The following is a 3,395-nucleotide window of genomic DNA, read 5'->3' as shown; positions in this document are numbered from 1 at the left end:
GAGTTTGATTGAGGCTATCGAAGTGCAAGACGGTGATGCAATCGATCAGTTAATGCAAAAATCTGAGTTTTGCAGCATGACACTTGTTGAACTTGTCCGGATACAAAAACAATCCGGTGAAGATAAGGAAGCCGAGTTGGCACAAGTGACTCGTGAATTTGAAATGTTGCAGATTGAAGCGCGTGGCCTTGACGACAAAATGGAAAAAATCAAGGACGGCTTTAAAGCGGCGGCAAGTTATGCAGACAAGCAGATTTTTAATCAATGGGTGGCGGCATCAAACATCGTTGTCCGCAATCTGCCTGAGTTGATGGCGGCATTTCAAAATGCCCAATTGCCATTGCAGAAGACATATACCGAGCAAACCATCAAGGGTTGGTACAAAAAAATCATGCCGACGGTAGCGTTGAGCAACGGCAGGCCAAAAAAATAACTAGGGGTGACCCGGTCAAACTACCTTTTACCCGATCAGGGGTAATTTTATTATGATTCGCTAAGGCCAATACTTCTATGCATCCCGTGCAGTACCGCACGGTCTCATATGCAAACAAAGGAGTATTGAACTATGCAGCAACAGCAATCTACCAATCCATTATGGCGTCTACCGACAGTCGTCGCGCAAACCGGCCTATCCAAATCAGAAATTTATCGTCGAATTAATAATGGCACATTTCCCAAACCGCTGAAGTTGGGCGCGCGCGCTGTTGCGTGGCCTGCAGCGGCGATTGATACTTGGGTCAAGTCGCTCATTCAGGGAGCTGCACAATGAGTGCGATGCATTCCCCCGTCGCGACAGGTTTTTGCGCGAAAGCCGATGTTTCTACTGAGCTAGAAGTAGTAGGCGGTGCGGAATGAACCAAGAAATTACGTGTGTCACGAAATTCGCATCGGAAAACCTGGTTCAGACAAGCTATGGTGAATCATCTTCTCGTCCCTTCTTTAAAGTGTAAGCGTGCTACGGCGCCACGTTGCGGATTGAAATTTCAGCTGGTTGGGGTCTGAGCGGGAGCAATTCATCAATACGACTGTATGGCCAGGCCGGTAATTTTTCCAGTGTGTCCTTGAGCCAGGCATACGGTTCCAAGCCATTGAGCTTGGCGGTTGCCAGCAAGCCCTGGATAGCGGCGGCACGACAGCCGGCGCGTTCGGATCCAGTAAAAAGCCAATTTTTCCGGCCCAAAGTGATGGGCCTGATGGCATTCTCGGCGACGTTATTGTCGATTGGGAGATGTCCACTTTCGACATAACGAATCAGCGCTGGCCAGCGCTTGAGAATGTGATCGATGGCATTGGCCAGACCGGTGCCCTTAGCCGTCTTTAATCGCTGAGTGATTAACCAGTCGTGCAGGGCTTTCAGCCGCGGCACGGCTTCCTGCTGACGCAGCGCGAGCCGAGCAGCCATATCGCCATCGCGCGCCTGCGCTTCGATGGCATACAATTGACCGATACGCAGCAACGCCTCTTCCGCCACAGGATGGCCGCCCGCAGCGTGAAGATCAAAGAATTTTCTCCGGCAATGGGCAAGACAGGCGAGTTCAGTCACGCCTTCCCGGAAGGACGCCTTGTAGCCGCCGAAATCATCCACCATCAAATGGCCTCGCCAATCCTGCAAGAAATTGCGCGCATGTTCACCGCTGCGACTGGTTTGGTAGTCGAACACCACGATTCGCGGGGCGTCTTCCAAGTCGTTGCTGCGGTAGGCCCACATATAGGCCCGCTTAGTCTTTCCCTTGCCAGGATCTAGCTGTTGCACCGGCGTTTCATCGGCATGTAGGACTTCGCACTGTCTGAGCAACTCGGCCAGCCTATCAACCAGTGGCTGTAGGCTGACTCCAAGCTGACCTACCCATTGCGCCAGCGTGGAACGGGCAATCCGCACACCATGGCGGTCACTGATCTTCTCGATGCGATACAAGGGCAGATGATCCAGATATTTCTGGATCAAGACCCACGCATGGAGACCTGGCGCAGCCAGACCACCATCGATGATGGAAGCCGACACCGGCGCGGCGATGATGGTCTCGCAGGTGCGGCAGGTATATTGTGGACGAATATGGCGATGGACAAAGAAACGGGCCGGCTCAACGTCAAGTTGTTCGCTGATGTCTTCACCGATCTTGACCAGATCGTGGCCACATTCGCCACAGGTGCAGGATTCCGGTTCGTGCCGATGTTCAATGCGAGGCAATTCAGGTGGCAATGGATTGCGGCCGGGGCGTTTATGCTGACGTGGCGCGACGGCAGGTTTCTGCTGCTGTTCCAGTTCGGCGACGATGGCGGCGCCATCTTCGCCGCTGGTATCGATAAACAGATCGCGCTGTTCGCTCGTCAAGGCTTCACTCGTGAAGCCAAAGCGGATGCGTTTATGGTGCGCCAGTTCGAGGGTAAGTTTCTGTATCTTTAGTTCGCGCCGTTTGAGTTCGGCATCGCGTTCGACGAGCTGCAATTGCAGTGCTGAGATCTGCGCCCGGACCTGGTCAGGGAGTGCTGGATCGGGTGGTTGATGGGCCAGTTCAGCGGTGGAATTCATGGTGTAAATTATATCATTTACACCATTCTTATTTCTTATATATATTGACCTTCAAGGCATTTTAATTTCATCAAACCTGCAAATGTGCGGGTGGCTTTACCTGCAGACGACACCAGTCCACGCCGGCGGTCAGCCACTGCCATTCGGCTTCGCTGAGGATGCAGGTGACGTCATCACTTCTCGGCCAGGTGAAGCGCCCTTGGTGCAGTCGTCGTACACACAGCCAGACGCCGGTGCCATCCCACATCAGTAGCTTGATGCGATTACCGTTACGATTGCTGAAGGCATAGGCCGTACCATCACAGGGAGACCGTCCCAGCGCCTTCTGTATTTTTAAAGACAAGCCATCGATACCCAGGCGCATGTCAACCGGCTCGACCGCAAGCCAGATTTGCTCCGGCCGGATCATTGTAAAATCTCGCGCAACCATTGCGCGCAAGCCACCGCTTGTGACGTCGGCCAGGAAACTTGAAAGACGGTTTGCTGGCGCCGAATTTCGATCTGGATGTCGCCAGAGGGCTGAACATCAGAAGCCTGTAATGTCACTGGAACCAAAGTTGGTGGTGAGCAGTTCGCTGGTTCAATACGCGGCTCGATACGCGTGTTTGCAGTTATGCCGGCCAGCTGCTGGTCCCGATGTACCTTGACCCAGCGACGTAGAAAATTGGCATTAAGCTGATTCGCTAGGGCAACCGCGGCGATCGAGACGCCGGGTTCTAGGCACGCTGCAATTACTTCGGCCTTGAATGCGGCCGAATATCTCCGATGAGTGCGCGAAGTCGCCGGTGTAAATTCTTGGGGGCTCATGTGTACACGTGTCCATTAAAAAATATCGTGGACACTATCGTCGCCTCCGCGAACAACG

5 protein-coding genes are annotated in these 3,395 nt (G+C 53.3%); 2 read left to right on the top strand and 3 right to left on the bottom strand.

The features are described from left to right. The coding region (locus tag VNZ60_RS22135) for a hypothetical protein (RefSeq protein ID WP_325663059.1) at window positions 1-433 on the top strand (433 nt) is incomplete at its 5' end. A gap of 132 nt (window positions 434-565) precedes the next feature. Further along, window positions 566-769, top strand: a complete 204-nt coding sequence (locus tag VNZ60_RS22130; RefSeq protein WP_325663057.1) for a helix-turn-helix transcriptional regulator — start codon at window positions 566-568, stop codon at window positions 767-769. Window positions 770-955: 186 nt separating this feature from the next. Here the strand turns inward: VNZ60_RS22130 and tnpC are convergent, their stop codons facing one another. The 3 genes from tnpC to VNZ60_RS22115 all read right to left on the bottom strand — a co-directional run bounded on the left by tnpC (window position 956) and on the right by VNZ60_RS22115 (window position 3,337). Beyond that, window positions 956-2,530: an IS66 family transposase gene (gene tnpC / locus VNZ60_RS22125; RefSeq protein WP_325663055.1), complete on the bottom strand. Its 1,575-nt coding sequence runs from the start codon at window positions 2,528-2,530 to the stop codon at window positions 956-958. Between the two features lie 70 nt (window positions 2,531-2,600). Continuing rightward, window positions 2,601-2,939, bottom strand: coding sequence for an IS66 family insertion sequence element accessory protein TnpB (tnpB, locus tag VNZ60_RS22120; protein WP_325663053.1), 339 nt, complete (start codon window positions 2,937-2,939; stop codon window positions 2,601-2,603). Continuing rightward, window positions 2,936-3,337 carry a transposase gene (locus VNZ60_RS22115; protein ID WP_325663051.1) on the bottom strand — a complete coding sequence of 134 codons (402 nt, stop codon included), beginning with the start codon at window positions 3,335-3,337 and terminating at the stop codon, window positions 2,936-2,938. The genes tnpB and VNZ60_RS22115 overlap by 4 nt, the downstream gene beginning before the upstream one ends. Between the last annotated feature and the right edge of the window lie 58 nt (window positions 3,338-3,395).

The sequence above is a fragment of the Collimonas sp. genome (genome assembly GCF_035566375.1).
Lineage (GTDB): Bacteria > Pseudomonadota > Gammaproteobacteria > Burkholderiales > Burkholderiaceae_D > Collimonas.
The sequence above is the reverse complement of the archived record's forward strand: the minus strand, read 5'-3'. Positions and strand labels throughout refer to the sequence as shown.

Coding starts and splice junctions, on each gene's coding strand:
- tnpC (WP_325663055.1), bottom strand. CDS start 2,530: ATGAATTCCACCGCTGAACTGGCCCATCAACCACCCGATCCAGCACTC.
- tnpB (WP_325663053.1), bottom strand. CDS start 2,939: ATGATCCGGCCGGAGCAAATCTGGCTTGCGGTCGAGCCGGTTGACATG.
- VNZ60_RS22115 (WP_325663051.1), bottom strand. CDS start 3,337: ATGAGCCCCCAAGAATTTACACCGGCGACTTCGCGCACTCATCGGAGA.
- VNZ60_RS22130 (WP_325663057.1), top strand. CDS start 566: ATGCAGCAACAGCAATCTACCAATCCATTATGGCGTCTACCGACAGTC.